This window comes from Streptococcus sp. 5346 (genome assembly GCF_013277455.1).
GTDB lineage: Bacteria > Bacillota > Bacilli > Lactobacillales > Streptococcaceae > Streptococcus.
On the sequence record NZ_VMMY01000015.1, the window covers coordinates 47,337 to 65,753 of the forward strand.

At 40.7% G+C, this 18,417-nt stretch carries 17 protein-coding genes; all 17 read right to left on the reverse strand.

Going from position 1 to position 18,417, the window contains the following annotated elements; genetic code table 11:
• Position 1: 1 nt before the first annotated feature.
• The 17 genes from HT732_RS09120 to pbp2b all read right to left on the reverse strand — a co-directional run bounded on the left by HT732_RS09120 (position 2) and on the right by pbp2b (position 18,391).
• Positions 2-703: an ABC transporter ATP-binding protein gene (locus tag HT732_RS09120; RefSeq protein WP_173254779.1), complete on the reverse strand. Its 702-nt coding sequence runs from the start codon at positions 701-703 to the stop codon at positions 2-4.
• 120 nt (positions 704-823) lie between these two features.
• The gene (locus tag HT732_RS09125) at positions 824-1,516 is read right to left on the reverse strand and encodes a phosphoglycerate mutase (protein WP_000240129.1); all 693 of its coding nucleotides are present in this window, start codon (positions 1,514-1,516) and stop codon (positions 824-826) included.
• Positions 1,517-1,755: 239 nt separating this feature from the next.
• Positions 1,756-2,232, reverse strand: coding sequence for a hypothetical protein (locus HT732_RS09130; RefSeq protein ID WP_000831503.1), 477 nt, complete (start codon positions 2,230-2,232; stop codon positions 1,756-1,758).
• A 13-nt stretch (positions 2,233-2,245) separates the two neighbouring features.
• Positions 2,246-2,626 (reverse strand): hypothetical protein, encoded by a 381-nt coding sequence (locus HT732_RS09135; RefSeq protein WP_000837844.1) that lies wholly within the window; start codon positions 2,624-2,626, stop codon positions 2,246-2,248.
• A gap of 552 nt (positions 2,627-3,178) precedes the next feature.
• Positions 3,179-5,971, reverse strand: a complete 2,793-nt coding sequence (gene ileS, locus HT732_RS09140; protein WP_173254781.1) for an isoleucine--tRNA ligase — start codon at positions 5,969-5,971, stop codon at positions 3,179-3,181.
• 251 nt (positions 5,972-6,222) lie between these two features.
• Positions 6,223-7,104, reverse strand: coding sequence for a DivIVA domain-containing protein (locus HT732_RS09145; protein WP_345890510.1), 882 nt, complete (start codon positions 7,102-7,104; stop codon positions 6,223-6,225).
• A gap of 8 nt (positions 7,105-7,112) precedes the next feature.
• Positions 7,113-7,898 (reverse strand): RNA-binding protein, encoded by a 786-nt coding sequence (locus HT732_RS09150; protein ID WP_173254783.1) that lies wholly within the window; start codon positions 7,896-7,898, stop codon positions 7,113-7,115.
• Positions 7,895-8,158 carry a YggT family protein gene (locus HT732_RS09155; RefSeq protein WP_173254785.1) on the reverse strand — a complete coding sequence of 88 codons (264 nt, stop codon included), beginning with the start codon at positions 8,156-8,158 and terminating at the stop codon, positions 7,895-7,897. The genes HT732_RS09150 and HT732_RS09155 overlap by 4 nt, the downstream gene beginning before the upstream one ends.
• Positions 8,158-8,697: a cell division protein SepF gene (locus tag HT732_RS09160; protein WP_000053384.1), complete on the reverse strand. Its 540-nt coding sequence runs from the start codon at positions 8,695-8,697 to the stop codon at positions 8,158-8,160. The genes HT732_RS09155 and HT732_RS09160 overlap by 1 nt, the downstream gene beginning before the upstream one ends.
• Positions 8,698-8,706: 9 nt before the next feature.
• Positions 8,707-9,378, reverse strand: a complete 672-nt coding sequence (locus HT732_RS09165; RefSeq protein WP_173254788.1) for a YggS family pyridoxal phosphate-dependent enzyme — start codon at positions 9,376-9,378, stop codon at positions 8,707-8,709.
• Between the two features lie 4 nt (positions 9,379-9,382).
• The gene (gene ftsZ / locus HT732_RS09170) at positions 9,383-10,642 is read right to left on the reverse strand and encodes a cell division protein FtsZ (RefSeq protein WP_000144272.1); all 1,260 of its coding nucleotides are present in this window, start codon (positions 10,640-10,642) and stop codon (positions 9,383-9,385) included.
• 16 nt (positions 10,643-10,658) lie between these two features.
• Complete coding sequence (gene ftsA / locus HT732_RS09175; RefSeq protein ID WP_173254790.1) at positions 10,659-12,032, reverse strand: cell division protein FtsA; 1,374 nt, start codon at positions 12,030-12,032, stop codon at positions 10,659-10,661.
• Positions 12,033-12,250: 218 nt separating this feature from the next.
• Positions 12,251-12,955 carry a TIGR02206 family membrane protein gene (locus HT732_RS09180; protein WP_173254792.1) on the reverse strand — a complete coding sequence of 235 codons (705 nt, stop codon included), beginning with the start codon at positions 12,953-12,955 and terminating at the stop codon, positions 12,251-12,253.
• Positions 12,956-13,049: 94 nt separating this feature from the next.
• Positions 13,050-14,423: a UDP-N-acetylmuramoyl-tripeptide--D-alanyl-D-alanine ligase gene (gene murF / locus HT732_RS09185; protein ID WP_173254794.1), complete on the reverse strand. Its 1,374-nt coding sequence runs from the start codon at positions 14,421-14,423 to the stop codon at positions 13,050-13,052.
• A gap of 83 nt (positions 14,424-14,506) precedes the next feature.
• On the reverse strand, positions 14,507-15,550 hold the full coding sequence (locus tag HT732_RS09190) for a D-alanine--D-alanine ligase (protein WP_173254796.1): 1,044 nt from the start codon (positions 15,548-15,550) through the stop codon (positions 14,507-14,509).
• A gap of 176 nt (positions 15,551-15,726) precedes the next feature.
• Positions 15,727-16,323, reverse strand: coding sequence for a recombination mediator RecR (recR, locus tag HT732_RS09195; RefSeq protein WP_000966738.1), 597 nt, complete (start codon positions 16,321-16,323; stop codon positions 15,727-15,729).
• Positions 16,324-16,333: 10 nt separating this feature from the next.
• A complete protein-coding gene (gene pbp2b, locus HT732_RS09200; protein ID WP_173254798.1) occupies positions 16,334-18,391 on the reverse strand; it encodes a penicillin-binding protein PBP2B in 2,058 nt (685 codons plus the stop codon).
• Positions 18,392-18,417: the final 26 nt, after the last annotated feature.

Below are 18,417 nucleotides of genomic sequence, written 5' to 3' on the forward strand. Positions count from 1 at the left end.
GCTAGTACTCCAAACTGTCGATATCCTGAGGATGCTGGTTCATCACCACATCCTTGACACTGGCATCGTGCATATGAATCACGCGATCAGCAATGGGCGCCAAAGCTCCATTGTGAGTCACGATAATCACCGTCGCTCCCTTTTGACGAGACATGTCTTGGAGAATCTTCAAGACTTGCTTGCCTGTCTGATAATCCAAGGCGCCTGTCGGTTCATCACAAAGGAGAATTTTAGGATTTTTGGCTACTGCGCGTGCAATGGAGACTCGCTGTTGCTCCCCTCCAGAAAGCTGGGCTGGAAAGTTATTGAGACGATGAGCCAGACCTACATCTGTCAATACCTGTTCAGGATTCAAGGCATCTGTCACGATTTCTGAAGCCAACTCCACATTTTCCTTAGAGGTTAGATTGGAAACTAGATTATAAAACTGAAAAACAAAACCGACATCATTTCTACGATAATTGGTCCTCTGGTAGGAACTATAGTCTGCAATATTGGCACCATCAATCCAGATTTCCCCTTCATCATTGGTATCCATTCCCCCAAGAAGGTTAAGAACTGTTGACTTACCAGCACCTGACGCACCTAGAATAATAACCAATTCACCCTTTTCAATTTCAAAATTCACATCACGATTGGCCACAATCTCCGTGTCCCCAACCTGATAACGCTTATAACAGCGTTTCATCTCAATATAAGCCATCAGACCCACCCTCTCTCAAACAAATTACTTCCTACTACCATTATAACGCTTTTTCAACTAGTTGGAAACCAGAAGCAAAAACAAAAAATCCTAGGAATTTCTAGGATTTCTGTTTATAAATTATTTTCCAAGGTAGTATTCAGAAACGACGTTCAATTTTTCGTCAAATTCGAATACCAATGGTGGGAAGTTAGGGATTTCCACGTCCATGATTTCGTCATCTGACAAACCTTTGATGTGTTTTACAAGGGCACGGATTGAGTTACCGTGAGCTCCTACGAATACGTTTTTACCATCTTTAAGAGCTGGAGCGATTTTATCTTCCCAGAATGGAAGGGCACGTTCCAAAGTCACTTTCAAGTTTTCAGCATCTGGGATAACTGAGTCGTCAAGTGAAGCGTAACGACGGTCTGTGTGAGCTGAGTGCTCATCATCACGGTCCATGTTTGGAGGCAATACATCGTATGAACGACGCCAAATGTGAACTTGCTCATCACCAAATTGTTCAGCTGCTTCAGCTTTGTTTTTACCAGTCAAACCACCGTAGTGACGTTCGTTCAAGCGCCATGATTTTTCAACTGGAACCCACAATTGGTCAGAAGCTTCAAGAGCCAAGTTTGTTGTTTTGATAGCACGTTTCAATACTGAAGTGTAAGCTTGGTCAAATTCGATACCAGCTTCTTTGATCAATTTACCAGCGTCAATCGCTTGTTGTGTACCTTTTTCAGACAAATCAACATCAGCCCAACCAGTGAAAAGGTTAGCTTTGTTCCATTCAGACTCACCGTGGCGAGCAAAAACCAATTTTACCATTAGATGGATTCTCCTTTAAATTTTCCGAGGTTTCCCCTCGTTTATCTATTCTATTTTACACAATTTTTCACAAAAAAGCTAGTCAAAACCAAAAAGGAAAGGACTGTTTGGCAATCACATTGTTTTTGGTTGTTTCTATTCTATCTTCATTATTTAACCTTTAAAAAACACCCCAATTTCTAACATTTGGGGTGTAATTTAATCAATTATTTCTCAATTACTACAAAAAAATTTCTATCTTACTGTAGTTGAGATGTCAAAGTTTTCAACTGTTTTTGCAAATTGTCTCTAAAGTCTTTCAATTGTTGAGACAATTTTGATTTATCATCTTCCTTAATCTCAGTTGACCCTAGCAAATCATATATTTTTTTCTGCGCATCGAATAATTTTTGAGTTGACTCTTTTAGTTTAGTAAACGACTCATTATTTTCCATAGCTGTGCCTTTGAAACTTTCCTCAGCTTTAGTAAAATAATCATCAAAAATCTTTTTATAAAGATCTATATAATCTGCATAAGTACGTATTGATTCAATCGCATCGTCTGTTACAACCGGTGTATCAAGAGTGATTGTTTCTTTTGAGGTATTAGATGTTGCTACTGTCTTCTCATCATTACTTGTTGAAGCAGTCTTTGAACTTTGTGCTCCACATGCAACGAGAAGAGAAACAGATAATAGAACTATTCCTAGACCGATAAACTTTTTTGTTCTTTTCATGCTAAAATACCTTTTATTCTTCTGATTTGAATTTCTTCAATGTTGCAAGGAATAGAGATCCTCCAATAATAGCAAGAATCCCCCCAACCCATCCTAAGAATGGAATGAGACTAACTCCACCAGAAACAATCATTAGTACAGACGGAGCTGCACCTACACGATTATCTCCTTTATAGTAAACAATAGCAATGATACCAAGAACAAGATTTGCAATCTTCAAGGCATTCAAGAGTAAGGCAACACCTGAAACAGCCCCTGCAGTAGCTCCTCCATTAAGAGTTGTAGCAGCTGTATTTACCGCTGTTCCTAACAAGACAAAAGGACCAATAAGAAGTAAAATTCCTCCCACAAGACCGACGATACCACTAATTAAAGCAAGTGTTTTTGATTTCATAATAAAATCTCCTTTTTATTTTTTTCAAATAAGATTGTATCATATTTCCTAAAAAAAAAAAGCATTTTCTGATATTATAAAATAAAAATTTGCATAATATGAAATAAAATATCATACTTTTCAGAAATCAAAAGCAACTGTGTAAATTTATTATTATAAAAATATGACACAATTTACCAATCTTATCCCTAATATCAAATTCGTATTTTATCTTACTGCTATTAATTTGCTACCTTTCTCTTTGATTCTTGTTGATACTCTTCGAAAATCTCTTCAAACCACGTCAGCGTCCCCTTGTCATATATATGTGACTGACTTCGTCAGTCTTATCTACAACCTCAAAACAGTGTTTTGAGCAACCTGCGGCTAGCTTCCTAGTTTGCTTTTTGATTTTCATTGAATATGAGTATACAAAGTCACACCTGGCAAATTTTCAAAATAAATAAAAACACATCATATCAGGTGTTCAAAAACGTGATACAATGCGTTTTATAGATTATAAAATTAGTTGTCTTTTCTTCTCAAATTAAGTTTTGCCTAGACTTTTCAATCTTATTTCTCTTCAAATCCTTCTGCGACAGCGTCCGCAAAGTTTTCTTCTACGATGCTTGCACAGTGGTCACAGATGACTGCGTGGTAGCTGCGTTCTGCTGTTGTTGGGTCGATACGACGGCAACGGTCACATACTTGGCCTGCAGCACGTTCAACTGTAAAGGCTACATCTTCGAAGCTAACAGCAGTTTCTGGAGCTGGTCCCTCTGCGATGGTCAATTCAGACACGATTAAAAGTTGAGCTACATTGCTGTTTACTGCTTCGAGTAGAGTTTTCACAACTTCATTTGGATAAACTGTCAAGTGTGCTTCAAGTGATTTACCGATTACTTTTGCATTACGAGCTTCTTCCAAGGCTTTTTGAGCTTGTCCACGGAAGTCCATGAAGGCAGCCCATGTATCCAAGATTTCCTCTTGATTAGCAAAAGTTTCCGCTTCTGGCAATTCTGACAATTGAACGAAGTCTTCTGCTTCAAACTCAAGGTATGACCAGATTTCCTCCGCAGTGTGAGGAAGGATTGGAGTCAAGAGTTTCGTGATTTTCACAAGAATGTCATAGAAGACAGTCTGCATTTGACGGCGTTCCAATGATTTGGCACCTTCGATGTAGACAACGTCTTTAGCAAAATCAAGATAGAAGGCTGACAAGTCAACGTTGATAAAGTTCACCAAGGCCTTATAGATTGTCAAGAATTCAAAGTTTGCATAAGCATCACGAATGGTCTTGACAAGCTGGTTAAAGCGAATAGTCATGTACTTATCAACTGAGCGAAGCTCTTCGTAAGCGACTGCATCTTGAGCTGGGTTAAAGTCAGATGTATTGGCAATCAAGAAACGAAGAGTGTTACGAATCTTACGGTAAGTTTCAGAGACTTGGCTCAAGATATCCATAGAGATACGTACGTCATTGCTTGAGTCAACACTTGTTACCCAGAGACGCAAGATTTCTGCACCAAATTGTTTTTCAACATCACTTGGAGCAATGGTATTTCCAAGAGATTTAGACATCTTCTCACCTTTACCATCAAGGGCAAAACCTTGTGACAAGATTTGTTTGTAAGGTGCTACACCATGGTTGGCAACAGATGTGATGAGTGAAGAGTTGAACCAACCACGGTATTGGTCAGAACCTTCTAGGTAAAGGTCTGCTGGGTAAGTCAACTCAGGACGGTTCACTACAACCCCATTCCATGATGAACCTGAGTCAAACCAAACGTCCATGATATCTGTTTCTTTTTTGAACTCACCATTTGGTGAACCTGGATGAGTAAATCCTTCTGGCAAGAGGTCCTTAGCATCACGTTCCCACCAAATGCTTGAACCATGTTCTTCAAAGAGTTGAGCTACATGCTCAATAGTTTCAGCTGTCATAATCGCTGTACCGTCTTCAGCGTAGAAGATTGGAAGTGGAACACCCCAAGCACGTTGACGAGAGATGACCCAGTCACCACGGTCACGAATCATATTGTAAAGACGGACTTTACCCCATTCTGAGTGGAATTTCACCTTTTCAATTTCGTCCAAGATTTCTTGGCGGAATTTAGAAACTGAGGCAAACCATTGTGGTACTGCACGCCAGATGATTGGTTTCTTGGTACGCCAGTCAAATGGGTATGAGTGAGAGATTTCTTCTTGGGCAAGAAGGAGGTTACCAAGTTTTCCAATAACAGTTGGAACTACCTTTTCATAGAATTGACCTTCAAACTCAGGACCAGCATTAGCCATCATGATACCACGTTCGTCAACAGTGACTGCTACTTCAAGACCATTAGCAATACCAACATTGTAGTCGTCCTCACCAAAACCAGGGGCGGTATGGACAATACCTGTACCAGAGTCTGTTGTAACGTGATCACCAAGGATCACCAATTCATCTACAGCTGTATCCCATGGATGTTCTGTTACGATGTGGTTGAGTTCTTGACCACGGTAAGTTGCCAAAACTTGAACATCAACCCAGCCAAATTTCTCAGACAAGCTAGTCAACAATTCTGCAGCAACGACAAACTTACGAGTTTCACCAGCAGGTTGAACCAAGACGTAATCAATATCTGCACCAACAGTCAAACCACGAGAAGCTGTGATGGTAAATGGAGTAGTTGTCCAGACAACGATGTAAGTATCTGTATCTAGAACACCTTTGCCATCTTTGACCTTATTGGCATAGTAAAGGGAAGTTGAAACCAAGTCATGGTATTCAATCTCTGCTTCAGCAAGGGCAGACTCAGATGACCAAGACCAGTAAACTGGCTTGGCACCACGGTAGATATAACCTTTATTAGCCATCTCACCGAAGACACGGATTTGAGCTGCTTCATAGTCAGGAGTCAAAGTCACATATGGATTTTCCCAGTCACCAGAAACACCCAAACGTTTAAAGTCTTCACGTTGTTTATCTACTTGAGAAAGAGCGTATTCACGGCAAAGTTTCAAGTACTCAACCAAGTCCATTTCTTTACGTTTGACACCTTGTTTTGCCAAAACTTGCTCGATTGGCAGACCATGAGTGTCCCAACCCGGGATAAATGGTGCGTAAAAACCTGACATTGATTTTGAACGAACAATGATATCTTTTGAAATCTTGTTCATAGCGTGTCCAACATGGATATTTCCGTTCGCGTATGGAGGGCCATCATGCAAGGTGAAATGAGGTTTTCCTTGGTTCAATTCTTGACGACGTTGGTAAAGTTTTGCATCTTCCCATTCCTTTTGCCAAACTGGCTCTTTGGTAGGAAGGCCTGCACGCATTGGGAAAGCTGTTTTCCCAAGATTAAGGGTATCTTTGAGTTTCATGGTATCTCCTTTATAAATAATAACAAATTAAAAACCACGACTGCCAAAAAGGACGAAAATCGTGGTACCACCTTTATTCGAAAAAAGACTCAGCTTTTTTCCTCTTATCCCGTAACGTGGGAAACGTCAAATCTTACTCCATTCAGATTTGAGTTTTTGAGAGGATAACCTTATCATTAGGGATTACAGGACTCACACCATCTCCTGCTCGCTGGAAATATAAGGATAAGATATTGTTCTCAGAATATTTCTTATAAAATTGTAACAGATTCTTGCGGTGCCACAAAACCTGGTTCTGAGTTTACAGCTTCAGTAGCTGGTGTTGGGCCTGAGTAATGGCTTGGGACTACTTCTGGTTCTTCGTACATTGGACCAACTGGATGAGCAGGCTCTTCTTCAACTTGAGGACTCACTACAGGAGTTGGATTTTCCACTTCCTGTTTAGCCTGAGCTTCAAATTCAGCCAATTCTTTATTGGCTGCCTCAATACGAGCTTGTAACTCTGCCATTTCTGCTTGAGAGAACTGACGTGTCATATCAATTGGTTCTTCCTCAATTGGAGCTGGAATCGGTTCTCCAAGTACTTCGCTAACCACTTCTTTAAAGGCTTCATCACTGGTTTGAAGATAAGTAGCTGTTGGACGGAGAATATCTTCCCAATCTGAAGATTCAACAATAGCCAACTGACTCTCAATTGTAGATTTGAGACGTTGGTGGAAGACACGGCTCTTGTTCTTCAATTCTTCTGTTTCAACAGCGACTTTCTTAGCATTATCAGTTGCTTGACGAAGAATCTCGTTTGCCTTATATTTAGCTTCTTCCAACAAGCGTTGCGCATCTTGCTCTGCTTGGTGAACGATATTGTTTGAACGTTCATGTGCCGCTTGTTTCACTCGCTCAGCTGTGTCTTGGGCAATCAATACAGACTGGCTCAATGAATCTTTCATTTCGTCAAAGTAAGACAAACGCTCTTCTAAACTCTTAATACGTAAATCTTTATCATGATTCGCACGAACAAGATCTTCGTAATCACGAACCACAATATCTAAAAATTCATCGACTTCTTCTGGATCAAAACCTCTGAATCGAGTTCCAAAGGTTTTGTCCTTTATTTCTAATGATGTAATTGGCATTCTATTCCTCACTTACTTAATAATAACTGGACGGTTATTTTTTTCTTCTCTTTTTTTGTTTGTCCCTTATCTTGAAGCAATCTCAAGCGCCCAAATTTTCTCACACTAATCAAGTCTCCAACTTGAACAATATAATCTGATTTGTCTACCACATGATAATTTACTTGGACAAGTTTCTTTTCAATCAACTGGTTTGCTTGATTCCTAGATAGTTTCAAAATATTTGATAAAAGAACATCTAATCTAAAACTAGACACACATAAATCCAGCTCTCGATACTGTTCTAGCTTATCTATTTTCTCGGTGAAAGGACGGTCCTCCAGCGAAACAGGTATACGGCCAATTTTCTTTAATCCATCTTGAAATAGAAGAAGAAACTGCTGATTAATCATAATCTGCGCCCGTTCTTCATCTACTAGGATATCTCCAAAAAGTTTCCGTTCAATCCCTAATTGATTGATGACTGTCCCTAAAATCTTAGCATGCGTTAAGTGTTCAAATTTATTGGAATACACTATTTCCTGAAGAGATATTTCAAAATCTGAAAACTCTGGCTGGAAATAATCTGGGTATAATAAAACTCGAACATACTCACTCGAGACGAATTCCCCACTACTGCTACAAGCAAGACCATAGGTTTTGGCCAAAATCTTTAATAGCTTCTCCTGATGAGGATTGATAAAAGGAGTTAAAAAAGGAGCATAGCTATCTTCTACCTTCTTTATCCATTCCATTCCCTTGTCAAGAAATGGACGATCTTCTATGGAGAAATGCTGGTAAATCCCTTTATTCATCCTATCATCGCCAGAAAACGGACTAGGTTTTCTCCTAAAAATCGAATCAAAACAATCGCAACCCAAACAGATAAATCAAGACCTGCTATCTGTAAAGGCAGGCGTCGCAAAGGAGCAAGCACTGGTTTTACCAATGCTACAATCCAACGACCCAAACTTGATTCGTAGGCGCCTGGAAACCAAGACATAACAGCAAAGGCTACCAAAATCAGGGAGTAAATATCCACTGCATTATAAATCATACGAATTAAAAAAATCATTATCGTACTCTATTTCGCTTCATATCAAAGCCAAACTCACCATTTTGTTCTTCATCTGGTAAACGGATATCTTCAACATTGACAATAACATTCACTGGTGTCAACAGATACATGGTAGAAGCTACCTTTTTCAAATTTCCAGCTAAAACATGACAAGCTCCATCCAAATAGTCCAAACAACGACGAGCTTGCACTTCTGTCATATATTGAAAATCAATCAAGATACTTTCGTTTCCTGCCAATAAATCAACAATTTCTGTTGCGTCTTCATATTTTCTAGGATAACGAACATCTATAATGACCTTATCCGTTGCACGCTGACTCTGATTTGCCAATTCCTGTTGTCTTGCATGAAGTCTGGTGATATTGCTATCTTTTGCACCAGCAGACTGTGAAGGTTGATTCATTGGGAGAGCCGGTTCCTGTGAAGAATTTACTGGAGTAAACACAGGCTCATCTCTTTTTTCATAAGGGAGACTTGAATCCTCATCCTCCGTAAAATAATCTATAAATCTATCGAATCTATCTTTTAAAGACATGGTTCTCTCCTACTTAAAAAATGCTGTACCTATACGAACAAAGGTGGAACCGAATTGAATCGCTTCTTTATAATCACGACTCATTCCCATACTTAACTCGGTCATAGGCATATTTGGAATTTGTTTTTCTTGAATTTCTCTTTGCAAATCTTGGGTCGCCTTGAAAATCTCTTTCAACTGCTCACTGCTAGCCTCAAAGGGTGCCATCGTCATTAAACCAACATATTCAATCTTATCTAGTCTGGCTAACTCTGGCAAGATTTCCAGCAGTTCCTCTCTCGAAAAACCGTGTTTGCTTTCTTCTTTAGAAATATTTACTTGAAGGAAACACTTGATGACTCGGTCACTTCTTTTTTGTATTTCCTCTGCTAGCTTGACGGAATCCAAGGCATGGAAATAATCAACAAATTGTATGACATCTTTCACCTTACGTCTTTGCAAGGTACCAATCAAATGCCAAGTCACATCTCGATCTTTTAAAGCTTCATATTTCTCCAGAAACTTATCGACACGATTTTCACCGATATGATGAACACCTAGCGGAAGCAAGGCTTCCGCTGTCGGTACATCTACATACTTGGTAACTGCAATGACAGAGACTGATCCACTCTTTCGATGAGCACTCAGACTAGCCTCTGCAACTTCTCGAAAAACAAGTTCTGTATTTTCTTTTACATTCATTTACTTAACGATTTTTGAAAAATGGAGGTGTATCCAATTCATCTTCATCTTGTGATGTTGGGGCTTCAAAGCGTTCAACTGGAGAAACGACTGAATCTGTTGTACGAACAATCGATTCACGGCGAAGATCCCAATCACCAAAAGCAGATGCTTGAGTTGGTTCCAAACGACGTGGATTTTGTTTTGGCAATTCAGCTGTTTCTGCCATATCAAAATGACGATCAAAGCCATGTGAATGAGCTGGTTTCACTGTCTCACGGTAGTTAGTAGTAGGTCTAGCTTGTGGAGCAACAACCTTCTCTACGCGGTCTTGACGAACACCTGTTGCAACAACTGTTACACGAATTTCATCACGCATACTTTCATCAATTGAAGTACCGAGCCAGATGTTCACTCCTTGACCTGCTGCCTGATTCACAATTTGTGAAGCCTCTTCAGCTTCAATCAAGGTTAAATCAAGACCACCAGTAACGTTGACAATCACATCTTCTGCTCCATCAATTGTTGTTTCAAGAAGTGGAGAGTAAATTGCCTTACGCGCCGCTTCTACCACACGTTCTTCTCCACTACCGATACCAATACCCATGAGAGCATTCCCTTTGTTTGCCATAACTGTTTTCACATCGGCAAAGTCAAGGTTAATCAATCCTGGATTGGTAATCAAATCGGTAATTCCTTGAACACCTTGACGAAGTACGTTATCCGCTTCGCTAAGAGCTTCAAGAAGGGGAGTTTTCTTATCAACAATTTCAAGCAAGTTGTTGTTTGAAATAATCAATAGAGTATCTACATGCTCACGAAGTTGGTTGATTCCTTCAACAGCAAATTGTCCACGCTTGCTTCCTTCAAAACCGAAAGGACGTGTCACAACACCAACTGTAAGAGCACCTAAATCTTTGGCGATACGAGCAATAACAGGAGCAGCTCCAGTTCCAGAGCCTCCTCCCATACCAGCAGTGATGAAAACCATATCTGCGCCACTGATAGCTTCCGTCAGTGTTTCTTCGCTTTCTTCAGCAGCTTTACGACCAACCTCAGGTTGACCTCCTGCACCCAAACCACGAGTCAATTTAGGTCCCAACTGAATAACAGTCTCAGCTTTTGTACTACTCAATGCTTGTACATCTGTGTTTGCTGCGATAAATTCTACGCCTGTAACACCTTCGTCGACCATACGGTTGATGGCATTGCCACCACCTCCACCGACACCAATTACTTTAATCACTGCACCTTGAGCAGCAGCTGTATCAAATGAAAATGTCATAATTTATTTTTCCTCTTTATTCGTCAAACATGCTTCCGATCAAGCCACGGAAACGATCTGCTAATTTCGGTTTATTTTGTGAAGCTTGTTGGAAATCCGCCATTGGTTCTGTAGGAGCCACCGGCTCTACTTCTGGAGCAGGAGCTGGTTGAACAGGCGTTGATTGTACAAACTGAGCTGTTTTCTGAATCATTCCCCCAAAACTAATTGGTTGATGAGTCAGAGCAACTTCACCCTTGACTGCTCGTTGAGCCAAAAGATTGACTTCTGTCAATTGTCCAGCGAATTCCGATAGACTAATCACATGCGCAAAGGCTGGATTGCGAATACCAACTTGGTTTGGAACATAGAGTTTGACACGAACGCCAAAGACTTCTTGAGCCAATTCTACCATACCCGGTAAAATAGCATTTCCACCAATCAAGACAATGCCACCAGGGAGGTCCAATAGACGTCTTCTATCTAATTCTTGCTTAATTTGTTCAAGGATGTGCTTGATTCGTGCAGAAATAATTTCTGACAAGTAGGCTTCCGTCACTTCGACTGCTTCTACTTCTCCAATAACTTCTACTTGGAAGGTTTCTTTGCTTGCAAGAGGAGGGTAAGCCTCTCCATAGTTTAATTTCAAACCTTCAGCCAACTTCTGAGAAGTTTTCAAGACTTTAGAGATATCCTTAGTTACATAATCTCCACCTTCTTGGAGAATATTGGTGAACTGAAGTTCTTGGTTACGGATTGTAGCGACAGTCGTTTGACCTGCCCCCATATCAATCACTGTAGCACCAAATTCACGTTCACCTTCGTTCAAAACTGATTGAACCATTGCTAGTGGCGAAATAATAATATTTTCAACCTGAACACCTGCACGCTCAACCGTCTTACGCAAATTGTGCAAGATAGTACGAGGACCTGTATAAAGCAAGCCACGCATTTCAAGGCGAACCCCCATCATGCCACGTGGGTCACGAATCCCTTGGAAACCATCCACAATAAATTCTTCAGGAATAAAGGTAATGACTTCACGGTCAGGTGTCATACTCTTTGTCAAAGCTGATTTGACAACATTTTCAACATCTTGATCCGTAATTTCCTTGGTATCAGATGTTACTGGAATCATCCCTTGAGTTGGTTCTACCTGCAAAAGATTACCAGGCAAGCCGACATTCACTGATTTAATCGAAATGCCTGCCTTTTCTTCTGCTTGGGAAATAGCTGACTTGATAGCAGTTGCTGCTGCATCAATATCAACAATAATTCCATCCTTTACACCTTTACTTTTGGCATTACTCACGCCAATTACATTTAATTCACCATTTCTCTGCTCGGCTACAAGCACCTTGACAGAGCTTGTTCCAATATCTAGACCTGTAAAAAAGCCTTCTCTAGCCATTACATCGCATCCTCTCTATCTTCCAAGTTTCGCACTTCGTATTATTCCATAGCTAAACATAGGCATAGCTATTCACAGAATATTATAACACAAAAAATCTAATTGTGCTTAGTTTTTTCCTAAATTTACTTGCTATTTTTTCACTTTTGCTCATCAACTTTTTTTATTTTCCAAACAAATTATAAAAAATCAGAGTTATGAAAAAAGAAAGCTCATTTCTAAGCTTTCTTTGCAATCATTTTTTCTGCTTCTTGTGCTAAAAATAGTTCCAAAATTTTCTTAGTCAAAGTAATGGCTGCCGACAAGGCCAGGGAAACGATTAAATAATTAGCTACTAAGCCGTGATCTCCAACCAATGGCGGTTTTGTCAAGAATCCGTAATCTCCACCTGTTACTAAATTAACCACAAAAATCAAGGCATTTAGTGCAAAGGTCATGAGAAAAATTCCTTTCACATCCAGCAATCGCGCATTATACTGTCTCAATAGATAAACTAGAGAGTTCCCCAAGAGTGCTAAATGCCCAAAGATAAAGGACAAGATGGCAATATGGGGGAAAGGATAGGCATCTGGCACTGGATAAACAAAGGCTGCTAATGTCCCAAATGTTCCTAGCAATGCAAAATACTGCCTATATTTAGACTGACCAGGAAGCAAGAGCACCACAAACATAGCCATACGGCAATGGTAAAAGGGTAAACTTTCTGACAGTGGCATATGATTGACCCAATACCAGCCATAAAGGAGGATCAACTGAACTGCCTGCAAGATTTGGAAAAATCGTTGGTAAACCTTCTTTTCACGATAACGATAGGCTGTATAAAAGGTCAAGGCTAATAGTGTAAATATACTCACGTACCAAAAAAGGTCAAATTTGGGTGGTTCTGTTGCTTGGGTCGTAAAGAAAATATCCCATAAATTCATCTAGTCTTCCTCATGATTCAAAATTTTCCTGCATATTATTATACCATGCTATTTGTCAAAAATGGATTTAAAAATACGTAAATGTTTGACAAAATTACTTGCCTTCAGTTTCTAAACTTTCTACCAACTTGGCTAGATTCATAGAATTGGAACCTTTGAGTAGGATTTGGTCGTGGGCTCCAAGGCTTTCTTTGACCTGCTTGACTAGGTCTTCAAATTGGTCTTGGTCTTCTGTTTTCTTGAAATAGTAAACGTGGCCGATTGGGAACATTTGACTGGCAAGTTGGGCTAATTCAGTAATATCTTCTCCATAGAAAATCACGGTATCCAGCACATCTGGCGAGAGGCTCAAAATCATCTGGTTATGGAGTTGAATAGACTGGTCGCCGAGTTCCTTCATGTCTGCTAGAACAGCGATTTTCTTGCCTCCTTCATTGGTTGGAATGGCAGAGAATGTCTCCAAAATCAACTTCATAGCAGTTGGATTGGCATTGTAAACATCTGATAGGATATCTGCTCCATTGGCTGCTTTCTTCCATTCGGTACGGTTACGCGTCAATTCAAGACCTTGGAAGGCCTGACGAATCTGCTCCTCTGAAACTCCTTCTTGTAGGGCAACATAGGACGCAATCATAGCATTAGTGGCATTGTACTTACCAGTCACTGGCAAATCAAGAGCTTGTTCCAAGAAATTAGCCTTAAATGTAAGACTGTCCTTACGCTCAACCAAGTCTGTGATTTCCAGCTCTGCTCCTTGCCCAAAACGAACCACCTTTTTATCAGCTGGCAAGTAGGCCTCTACAATCGGGTCAGCTGGTGCCAAAAGCAAAGAACCTTCAGCCATGCCATCTGCAATTTGCATTTTCCCTTTAGCGATTTCCGAACGATCTTTGAAAAAGGCTAAATGAGCCTCTCCAACCAAGGTCACGATGGCTGTTTTTGGACGAGCTAATTCAGACAAGAGATGAATATCGCCCAAGTGGTCCTGCCCCATCTCCAAGACCAACTTTTCTGTCCCCTCAGGCATATGGAGAACTGTGTAAGGAAGGCCAATCTCGTTATTGTAGTTTCCTTGTGTTTTGTAGGTCTTGTAGGTCGTTGACAGTAAATGCGCTAGCATATCCTTGGTCGTTGTCTTGCCATTTGAACCTGTAACAGCAAAGACATCAACTCCTGTTTTTTCAAGATAGTAGGCAGCTAGAGTTTGAAAGGCAGTCAAGACGTCAGCTACTAGAATATAGGGATGATTTGCAACCTCTTTCTCAGACAGGGTTACTGCTGCACCATTTTCAAAGGCTGTTTCGATAAAGTCATGGCCATCACGCGCACCTTTGAGTGGCATAAATAAATCTCCAGTCCCAATCAAACGACTATCAAACTCAGCCTTTTCTAACTGGGTGTCCTCAAAGATGCTAACATCATTTTTAGCTCCGACAACTTGGGCCACTTCATGAATTGTTAATTTCATTTCTACTCCTTTAAAAAGGGTCGAAGTCCGAGAACTCTGATCACCTTGCAGGGATGGTTCTGGCTTCTACCCTCTCTTTCATTTTATAGCAAATGCGCTTCGCGCTTGTCAAAACTTTCTTTAGCAAGGTCAACCAAACGCTCAATTAGGTCTGGGTAGCTGATTCCCATATTGTCCCAAAGTAGTGGATACATAGACCACTGGGTGAAACCTGGCATGGTATTGAGCTCGTTTAGGAAAATCTCTCCCTTGTCTGTATAGAAGAAATCGCAACGAGAGAGACCGAGACCACCAATGGCACGGAAGGCTATTTCCGCATTTCGACGCATGACAGCTACCACATCATCACTGATTTTGGCTGGGATATCCATGGTAATCTTGTTATCAATATACTTGGCATCGTAGTCATAAAAGGCAACATCCTTGACTACTTCTCCTGGTAGCGTGCTTTTAACATTGTAATTCCCCAAGAGTCCAACCTCGATTTCCCGGGCATTCACTCCTTGCTCTACCAAGACACGACTGTCATATCGGAAGGCAAGTTCCAAAGCTTGGCGGAGTTCTTCTTGATTTTCAGATTTAGAAATACCGACACTAGAACCCATGTTTGACGGCTTAGTGAAGACTGGATAAGTCAATTTTTCTTCAACTTCAGCGATTTTAGCAGTCACATCATCCCCTTCAACGATGGCCACATAAGGAACTTGAGCAATACCAGCAGATTCCAGAACACGCTTAGTCGTGATTTTATCCATGGCAAGACTGGATGACAAGATGTTGCAACCAACGTAAGGCATTCTCAAAACTTCTAAAAATCCTTGAACAGAGCCATCTTCTCCCATCGGACCGTGAAGAACTGGAAAGACAACTGCCCCTTCTTCGTAGATGGCACTTGGTACAACTTGCTTATCCCAATCAATGGTCGCATTGGTCATGAGACGGTCCTCTTGACCTGGAGTCTGACTAAATTCCTGCGTTTTGATAAAGTCACCTGACTGACTGATAAAGAAAGTCTTAACTGTGAAACGGTCGTAGTTAACCGCACGCATGACACTCTCCGCTGAAAGGACAGAGACTTCACGTTCCGCACTCCGTCCACCATATAAAAGAATAATCGTTTGTTTCATATTATTTGTCCTAATTCTACTAGAATACTCGCTCTTTAGTATATCATATTTGCTTGTTTTTTTAAAACTTGAACCTGCTCCTACTCATCACACTATACAAAAAGAGGCCGATATGAACGATTTTCAGCCTCCTTGATTTTTTTATAAATGAATGGAGTTCGTAAATTTGTCTACACTTACAACTCTGTTCGATTTTCAATAGCCCGTAAGAGGGTCACTTCATCCGCATACTCGATATCTGCTCCCACAGCGAGGCCTCGTGCTAGACGAGTAACCTTAATCCCTGCAGGTTTGAGAAGCCGAGAGATATACATGGAAGTCGCCTCACCATCTGCTGTTGCATTGGTGGCCACGATGACCTCTGAAACTTCGCTATCCATGAGGCGGGTCATGAGACTTTTAAGATTGATGTCATCTGGGCTAATCCCATTCATAGGTGAAATGAGACCATGTAAGACATGGTAAAGTCCGTGGTATTCCTGAATATTTTCCATGGCCGCCACATCGCGGCTATCCTCCAGGACCAGAATCGTAGACTGATCACGGCTAGGATCGGTACAGATAGAGCACGGGTCTTCATCTGTTAATCGTCCACAAATAGAGCAATAGGTCAATTCTCGCTTGGCTGCAAGAAGATTTTTTGCAAATTCATTGACGTCGTCATCCGGCATTCCAATAGTATAAAAGGCCAGTCGAGTTGCTGTCTTAATCCCAATACCAGGAAGTTTGGAATAACTGTCAATCAACTTAGCAATAGGTGTTGGATAAAGCATGGCTTCCTTTCTAATTCATTGGATGGTGTTGGTTATATAAATTGATAATGTCGCGAGCAATTGCTGGCCCAACATTTTTGGTTAAATTGGTATTATGAGGAAAGACTACTGCAACTGCAATTTGAGGATTTTCTGTTGGAGCATAGGCCACGGCATTGGTATTATTAGCTTCTTGACCACCAGCTACATAGCTTTCACCTGTACCGGTCTTACCACTGATAGAAACAGTGGCGCCATCTGAAAACGCCCGTCCTGTCGTTAGGGGACTAGTTCCATGCGATACTTGGTAAAATCCTTGGTGCAAGATAGACATGTCAGACTCAGAAATATTAATTTTATTCATTTCCTTGGTTTCAACAGATTGGATTAAGTTCCCTAAGCCACCTTGTTCGTTGTTTCCATAAATTCCCTCGACAATGTGAGGTGCAATCCGAACACCGTTGTTGGCAATAGTTCCAACATACTGGGCCAATTGCATAGGAGTGTAGTTATCAAACTGCCCAAAGGCATTGGTGATGTAATTAGCAAAGCTATACTCTTTGGGAACAAATCCAGTAGATTCATCTGGTAGGTCAATTCCGGTCGCAGCCCCCAAGCCATATTCGCCAAAGGTCGCACGAAGTTTTCCCATAGCTGTTTCCAAATTGCTGGTTCCAACAAACATATTTGGTTGATAGGTCTGGCCCATGATTCCAAGAGCGGTTTGAACCATGTAAGCATTAGATGAATACTCCAAGGCTTCCACAGCTGTAATAGGAAAAGATCCATATGCCAATTTATACCAAGAATAAATTGGAGCTGAACCTTGGAAAACAATAGGCTGATCTGTTAAGGTTTGGTTTCCTGATAAAACACCATTTTCCCAACCTGAGCTGATGGTAGCGGCCTTAACAACCGAACCGGGTACAAAGACATTGGTCACAGTTCCCAAGGAATCCTGTGTTAACTCTCCCGTGTTCAGGTCATGTTTGATCCCTGACATGGATAACACAGCACCTGTTTTTGGATTTAGAGCAACTGCATACACACCTTCAGAATACTTGGCTCCTCCATTTCCCAGTTCGGAATTGAAGTAACTCTTAAGCAGATTGTCCACGCTATCTTGAAAGGCCAAATCAATAGTCAGTTTAATATTATTCCCTTTGGTACCATCTTCGATATTTTCGACACTTTCCATATTGCCATACTTGTCTAGGTGAACTTCTTTCACCGAGCGTTTTCCTTGCAAGGTTTCCTCGTATTGTTTTTCCAGGTAAGAAGTCCCAACACGGTCATTTAAAGAATACCCCTTTTTGATATAAGCATCTGCTTCTTCAGCTGGAAGACCAGCTTTTTCACTGGATACACTTCCTACTATAGAAGAAAGGGAAGTTTCCAAAATCTTTCGATCCCAAGAAGTAGAAATACTAATGCCAGGCATCTCCTTTGAAATAGAGGCAATAACAGCCACCTGAGAATCATTTAGAGGATCTGTCGCAATGGTTCCTGTCGCAAAGTTTCCAACAGCATTTAACTGACTAAAAAGATAGATTTCTTTCTTTTCATCCTCTGTATAGTTTAGTTGACTTGTTGGGACACTATCGACCGCATTGTTATACAGTTCTGATTCGGATAGGCGATTGCCATCTGAATCCAAGCGTTTCTCACTTGGGAGAGCTTCCACTGTTTTTTTATAGATTTCAGGATCAGCCAAATAGTAATCAGCCAGCTGGCGTTCTGTCAAATTTGGCGAACTGATGCTCACATAAGTCAGTAACTTTTTAGCTATTTCTTTTAAGTCTGTAGCCGTCATTTTATTACTACGCGTAAAGGAAACAACCTGCTTTAACGTATTTTCTACTAAAGGTTTTCCACTAGCATCATAAATTTCCCCACGAGCAGAACTGGTTGTGACCTTGGTCTGACTAGCTGAGGCTAGCTTTTTTTCGTAAAAATCCTTGTTCAAAACCTGCATATACAACAAACGACCAATAATGGTCATAAAGAGCAAAATGACGATTGAAAACAATAAATTAAGCCGAATCGGAATCGAATGGCTGTTAAATTTTCTCATACAAATCAGTCTCATTTCTAACTTAAAATCTTACTCTTAAT

Coding starts and splice junctions, on each gene's coding strand:
- HT732_RS09120 (WP_173254779.1), bottom strand. CDS start 703: ATGGCTTATATTGAGATGAAACGCTGTTATAAGCGTTATCAGGTTGGG.
- HT732_RS09125 (WP_000240129.1), bottom strand. CDS start 1,516: ATGGTAAAATTGGTTTTTGCTCGCCACGGTGAGTCTGAATGGAACAAA.
- HT732_RS09130 (WP_000831503.1), bottom strand. CDS start 2,232: ATGAAAAGAACAAAAAAGTTTATCGGTCTAGGAATAGTTCTATTATCT.
- HT732_RS09135 (WP_000837844.1), bottom strand. CDS start 2,626: ATGAAATCAAAAACACTTGCTTTAATTAGTGGTATCGTCGGTCTTGTG.
- ileS (WP_173254781.1), bottom strand. CDS start 5,971: ATGAAACTCAAAGATACCCTTAATCTTGGGAAAACAGCTTTCCCAATG.
- HT732_RS09145 (WP_345890510.1), bottom strand. CDS start 7,104: ATGCCAATTACATCATTAGAAATAAAGGACAAAACCTTTGGAACTCGA.
- HT732_RS09150 (WP_173254783.1), bottom strand. CDS start 7,898: ATGAATAAAGGGATTTACCAGCATTTCTCCATAGAAGATCGTCCATTT.
- HT732_RS09155 (WP_173254785.1), bottom strand. CDS start 8,158: ATGATTTTTTTAATTCGTATGATTTATAATGCAGTGGATATTTACTCC.
- HT732_RS09160 (WP_000053384.1), bottom strand. CDS start 8,697: ATGTCTTTAAAAGATAGATTCGATAGATTTATAGATTATTTTACGGAG.
- HT732_RS09165 (WP_173254788.1), bottom strand. CDS start 9,378: ATGAATGTAAAAGAAAATACAGAACTTGTTTTTCGAGAAGTTGCAGAG.
- ftsZ (WP_000144272.1), bottom strand. CDS start 10,642: ATGACATTTTCATTTGATACAGCTGCTGCTCAAGGTGCAGTGATTAAA.
- ftsA (WP_173254790.1), bottom strand. CDS start 12,032: ATGGCTAGAGAAGGCTTTTTTACAGGTCTAGATATTGGAACAAGCTCT.
- HT732_RS09180 (WP_173254792.1), bottom strand. CDS start 12,955: ATGAATTTATGGGATATTTTCTTTACGACCCAAGCAACAGAACCACCC.
- murF (WP_173254794.1), bottom strand. CDS start 14,423: ATGAAATTAACAATTCATGAAGTGGCCCAAGTTGTCGGAGCTAAAAAT.
- HT732_RS09190 (WP_173254796.1), bottom strand. CDS start 15,550: ATGAAACAAACGATTATTCTTTTATATGGTGGACGGAGTGCGGAACGT.
- recR (WP_000966738.1), bottom strand. CDS start 16,323: ATGCTTTATCCAACACCTATTGCTAAGTTGATTGACAGTTATTCCAAA.
- pbp2b (WP_173254798.1), bottom strand. CDS start 18,391: ATGAGACTGATTTGTATGAGAAAATTTAACAGCCATTCGATTCCGATT.